Source organism: uncultured Corynebacterium sp. (assembly GCF_902782855.1).
GTDB lineage: Bacteria > Actinomycetota > Actinomycetes > Mycobacteriales > Mycobacteriaceae > Corynebacterium.
The window spans coordinates 1-5394 of sequence record NZ_CACZOO010000244.1; the positions used below are offsets into that span (position 1 = coordinate 1).

The window sequence follows — 5394 nt, forward strand, 5'->3', positions numbered from 1 at the left end:
CTCGCCGAGAGACTGCGGGACGCCGGAGTCCCGGTCGTCGGCTACGTCCAGAGCACCGTCGGCGGCAACGACGACGGAGCCGCCCAGGAGCAGGTCACCCCGGGGACCACTGTCGACGAGGACGAGTACCTGCGCCGTGGCGTCCACCGTCAGGGCCCGCCGAGGGTGGTGGTCGCCGTGCGCCTCCACGCGGCACTGCTGGCGGTCCGCGCCGGACACCGGGTCGTCCACCTCGCCTACGAGAGGAAGGGGTTCTCCGCGTTCGCCGACCTCGGTCTCGGGGAGTGGGTGCACAACGTCAACAGTTTCGATGTCGACCAGGTGGTGTCGCAGGTGGTCGGGTTGCGTGAGGATCCGGAGGAACAGTCGCGCTACGATTCGCACGTACGGTCCAGTGTTCCGGTACTGCGGGAGCGGCACCGGGAAATGGTCGGCGAGCTCCGGCGACTGTCCCGGTCCACGGGCCCCGCCTGATCCCGCCCCATCTGGCAGATCCTGTCCGGCTCTCCACTGTCAGGCTCTCCGCTACCCCGCCACTCCACTACTCCACCTCACAGGAGACTGAAGCCATGTCGTCAACCATGTCAGCCGACCGGCAGCCGTCCGCCCCCTATCAGACCCCCGCGCCCCTGCGGGTCCTGTTCGTGTGCACCGGGAACATCTGCCGCTCCCCTGCCGCCGAGTACCTTCTCCGTGACTGCCTCGGCGGTGACCGCCCGGACGGTGGCCACCAGGATGGTGCTCACCCGGGCATTGTCGTGTCGAGTGCCGGTGTCGCCGGCCTGTCCGGCCACCCCATGGACTCCAGGTCCGTCGGCTACCTGAAGGGCAGGGGTATCGACGGGAGCGGTTTCTCCGCACGGCGTGTCAGCCGTCGGATCCTGGAAGCCCAGGACCTGGTGGTCTGCTTCGAGCAGCGGCAGGTCGACTCCTGTCTCATCACCCACCCCGGCGCGATGTCGAAGACGTTCCGGCTACCGCAGCTGGCGCAGTGGCACCGCAGTGGTCTGCTCCCCTCCCTGACCGCCCTCCGGGAACTCCGGCACGGGCTGCCCAGGGTGGACGGGGATGTCGAGGACCCGGTCGGTGTCCGCTCGGCGGAGGAGTACACCCGGGTGCTCGGGGCGATCGACAATGACGTCGCGGAACTGTCCACCCTGCTGACCCACGGGCGTTGACGATGACGCACCGGGTGGGCCCGCGGTCACGCGGCCGGCGACGGATCCGCGGCGGTCGGCTGCGCCGCACCGTGCCCGTCACCGTCGTCTGCGTCGTGGCCCTCACTGTCGCATGGTCGTGGTTCGCGGTGAAGGAGATCTACTTCCCCCGGACGGATCCGCTGCCCGGCGACGTCGACGTGATCGTGCAGCTCGGCGGCATCCCGCCCGGGGACTACCAGGCTGCCCGGGATCTGGCGCGGCAGCGCGGAGTTCCGGACCTGGTGCTGTCGAACCCGGTGGGACAGGTCATTGAGGACCGGTACTGCGGGGGGCTTCCGGGGGTCCGGGTCCACTGTTTCGCGCCCGATCCCTCGACCACCCGCGGGGAGGCACGGGCCTTCGCCTCGCTGGCGGAGCAGAACAACTGGCGCTCCGCCTACGTTCTGGCCACCGGTCGTGAGCACGTGGAACGGGTACGATTCTATTTCTCGAGGTGCTGGGACGGGGAACTGGCGGTGAACCGTCCGGCGTCCGGAAGGTCGGTGCGGACCCATCTCGGTCAGTCGTGGTACCAGACCGCCGGATGGGTGAAAGCCGTACGGGCCGCCTCCTGCTGATCCGATGGAGCAGGCGGCCGGCGACGGCACCCGTAGCCCACCGGAAGAGCCGGCCAGAAGTCTGTTCGACCTGCAGGTTTACCGCGCAGACACGAACCGTGCACCCCGGGGTAACTATGCCTTGCCTGCCTCTCCCCCACCCCCGCGTCACGGGATGCCGGACCCCACCGTCACACCACCCTCACCTTTTGTGACCCCCCGTCACCTGCCGCTTCCAGGAGAAAGTACCTACCCGGGTACCCCCCAGGGTACCCGGTCGGGCACCCCCGAGGACCACCGGGATCGATTGCAGTACCCCGGCTGACCTGCATATTGTCAGTGCACACCCCGAGGAGAACGAGCCTCTCCAGCTCCCCCCACTCCCCGGCGGTCATCTCCAACGGACACCACCGGAACGCTGCCGGATACACCCCTCAGACGACCGAGCCCCCTACCACGGTCATCCTCTCCCGCAGCACAGTCGGCACCGGAACTCCTCGATCCGGCGCACGCGACCGGTGGTGTCCGAACATCTTCCACGCCACCCCGCCCCCCTACCCCGCTATCCTGTGGTCAGGCCAATACGCCGATTCAGGTATACGCTGGCCGTGACTGACTGTCCCACAACACAAGGGGTGACTCCCCATGAGAATCGCACTATTCGCCACATGCATCGTCGACGCGATGTATCCGGAGGTGGCACGGGCAACCGTGGACGTCCTGGAAAGGCTCGGCCACACGGTCACCTTCCCGGAACGCCAGGCCTGCTGCGGCCAGATGCACATCAACTCCGGCAAATTCACGGACGCCTACCCGGTCGTCCGCAACCACGTCCGTGCCTTTTCCGCCTTCGAGGACGGAAGCTGGGACTACGCTGTCGCGCCGTCCGGCTCCTGCGTCGCCTCCCTCGGCCACCAGCACCCGATGATCGCCGAGTACAACGGTGACCCGGATCTCGGTGTCCGAGCCACCCAGATCGCGGACCGCACCTACGAGCTCTGCCAGTTCCTCACCGACATCTGCGGTGTCACCGACGCCGCCGCGGAACTCGGGTCGTACTTCCCGCACACGGTGGCCTACCACCCCTCATGCCACGGCATGCGGCTGCTGAAGCTCGGCGACCGGCAACGCGACCTGCTGGCGTCCGTCGAAGGCCTGGAACTGCGCACCATCGGCAACGAGGACTCCTGCTGCGGGTTCGGCGGCACCTTCTCCGTGAAGAACCCGCAGGTATCCGGCGCAATGCTCGGCGACAAGGTCGAGTCGGTACTGTCGACCGGCGCATCCACCTGCACCGGCGGGGACGCCTCCTGCCTCATGCACATCGGCGGTGGACTCTCCCGGACCGGACGACTCGTCCCCGGTGAGGGCAGCGTCCCCGCCGCCGTGCACCTCGCCAGGATCCTCGCCTCGACGAAGGAGCATCCCCTGCTGCTGCCCGATGAGGGCGCCACCGTGACAGGAGGCGCACTGCGATGAGCACCCCGACCAGCAACACCACCGTCCTCGGCATGCCGACCGTCCCCGGCCACGGCAACCTCAACGAGCTCCACCCCTTCCCCGAGGTCGCCGAACACGAGCTCGGCAATGTCCAGATGCGCACCAACCTGCGCAAGGCCACCGGCACCATCCGCGCCAAGCGCTCCCTGCGCGTCGCCGAGATGCCGGACTGGGAGGACCTGCGCGACGCTGCCGAAGCGACCAAGAACGACGTCATCGCCCGGCTGCCCGAACTGCTCCTCCAGTTCGAGGAGGCGTTCACCGCCGCCGGCGGCCACGTCCACTGGGCCCGGGACGCCGACGAGGCCAATGCCGTCGTCAAGGACCTCATCGAGGCCAACGCCCCGCTCAACGAACGGGGACGCCGCGACGTCATCAAGGTGAAGTCCATGGCCACCCAGGAGATCGGCCTCAACGAGGCCCTTGCCCCGCACGGCATCGACGCCTACGAGACCGACCTCGCCGAACTCATCGTCCAGCTCGGCGGCGACAAACCCTCCCACATCCTCGTCCCCGCCATCCACCGCAACCGTGAGGAGATCCGCAACATCTTCCTCAACGGCATGGACGACGTCGACCCCGGTCTCGACTCCGAACCCGAACACCTCGCCGAGGCGTCCCGCAGGCACCTGCGCCGCAAGTTCCTCGAGACGAAGGTCGCAGTCTCCGGCGCCAACTTCGGCATCGCCGAGACCGGCGCCCTGTCCGTCGTCGAGTCCGAGGGTAACGGCCGCATGTGCGTCACCCTGCCCGAGACCCTCATCACCGTCATGGGCATCGAGAAGCTGCTGCCGACCTTCCGGGACCTGGAGGTGTTCATGGAACTGCTCCCCCGGTCCTCCACCGGCGAGCGGATGAACCCCTACACCTCCTTCTGGACCGGGGTGACTCCCGGCGACGGACCGCAGAACGTCCACGTCGTCCTGCTCGACAACGGACGCACCCGGGCACTGGCCGACCAGCACGGCCGCGCCGCCCTGCGGTGTATCCGCTGCTCGGCGTGCATGAACGTCTGCCCGGTCTACGAACGCGCCGGCGGGCACGCCTACGGCTCGGTCTACCCGGGCCCCATCGGCGCGATCCTCACCCCGCTGCTCACCGGCGTGGACGAGTCCGCCAACGGCTCGCTGCCCTACGCGTCCTCCCTCTGCGGCGCATGCTTCGACGCCTGCCCGGTGAAGATCAACATCCCGGAGATTCTCACCCGGCTGCGCAACGAGGACCAGGAGGTCAACCACGGCGGTCGCCTGCCGCGCACCCAGCTGGACGCCGCGCTCGACGGCGCGAAATGGATGATGAGCGACGGCCGCCGCATGGGCCTTGTCGAGAAGGGCCTTCCGATCGCGAACCGGCTGTCCCCGAAGGCCGGCCTGTGGGGACTGCCCGGTGTCGCCGGGAAGTGGACCTCCTCCCGCGATGTGCCGCAGCCGCCGAAGCAGTCCTTCCGCAGCTGGTTCAAGGACCGCGAGAAGGGAAAGAGCAATGACTGACACCACCGGCACCACCTGCACCGCCGACACCTCAGCCGCCCGCGCCGAGATCCTCGCCAGGATCCGGTCGTCCCTGGGACTGCGGGGCGGGGAGAACAGCACCCTGCCCGCCGGTGAGACCACCGCCGTCCCCCGGAGCTACCGCCACACCGGGGACCTCGCCGCCGGCTCCGACGATCTTGTCGCGCTCCTCGTCGACCGCCTCGAGGACTACGACGCCACCGTGCGCCGTGTGGCGGACACCGATGCCGCCGTCGCGGACGCCGTGGCGTCCTACCTCACCGACCGTGGCCACGGCGGGGACGGGAACACCGTCGTCGCCCCCGCCGACGTCGACGCGCGCTGGCTCGGCCCCTTCGAGGCCGCCGGTGGCGAGGTCCTGCAGGACTCCACCGCCGCCCCCGTCACCGTCGCCGACCTCGACCGGGTGGACGCGGTGGTCACCGCGTCCTTCTGCTCGGTGGCGGAATCGGGCACCATCCTGCTCGCCGGGCCGGACTCCGGACGCCGCGCCACGACCCTGGTACCCGACCACCATGTCGTCGTGGTGAAGGTCGCCGACATCGTCGAACTGCTGCCCGAGGCCGTCACCCGGCTCACGGACGCGGGCCTGCACACCTCCCCGGTGACGATGGTGGCCGGGCCGAG

Annotated in this window: 5 protein-coding genes and 1 pseudogene; all 6 read left to right on the top strand. The window is 69.1% G+C overall.

Translation table 11 applies throughout. The features are described from left to right. A pseudogene (locus tag QZV72_RS10050) lies at positions 1-474 on the top strand (hypothetical protein); the annotation flags it as partial. Between the two features lie 95 nt (positions 475-569). Beyond that, complete coding sequence (locus QZV72_RS10055) at positions 570-1178, top strand: protein tyrosine phosphatase (RefSeq protein ID WP_297008086.1); 609 nt, start codon at positions 570-572, stop codon at positions 1176-1178. Between the two features lie 2 nt (positions 1179-1180). After that, positions 1181-1777 carry a hypothetical protein gene (locus QZV72_RS10060; RefSeq protein ID WP_297008088.1) on the top strand — a complete coding sequence of 199 codons (597 nt, stop codon included), beginning with the start codon at positions 1181-1183 and terminating at the stop codon, positions 1775-1777. Between the two features lie 624 nt (positions 1778-2401). Then, entirely contained in the window at positions 2402-3235 is an 834-nt protein-coding gene (locus QZV72_RS10065) for a (Fe-S)-binding protein (RefSeq protein ID WP_297008091.1), read from the top strand. Then, the gene (locus QZV72_RS10070; RefSeq protein WP_297008092.1) at positions 3232-4746 is read left to right on the top strand and encodes a lactate utilization protein B; all 1515 of its coding nucleotides are present in this window, start codon (positions 3232-3234) and stop codon (positions 4744-4746) included. The genes QZV72_RS10065 and QZV72_RS10070 overlap by 4 nt, the downstream gene beginning before the upstream one ends. Continuing rightward, positions 4739-5394: LUD domain-containing protein (locus QZV72_RS10075; RefSeq protein WP_297008094.1), on the top strand; the 656-nt coding region annotated here is incomplete at its 3' end. The genes QZV72_RS10070 and QZV72_RS10075, both read left to right, overlap by 8 nt.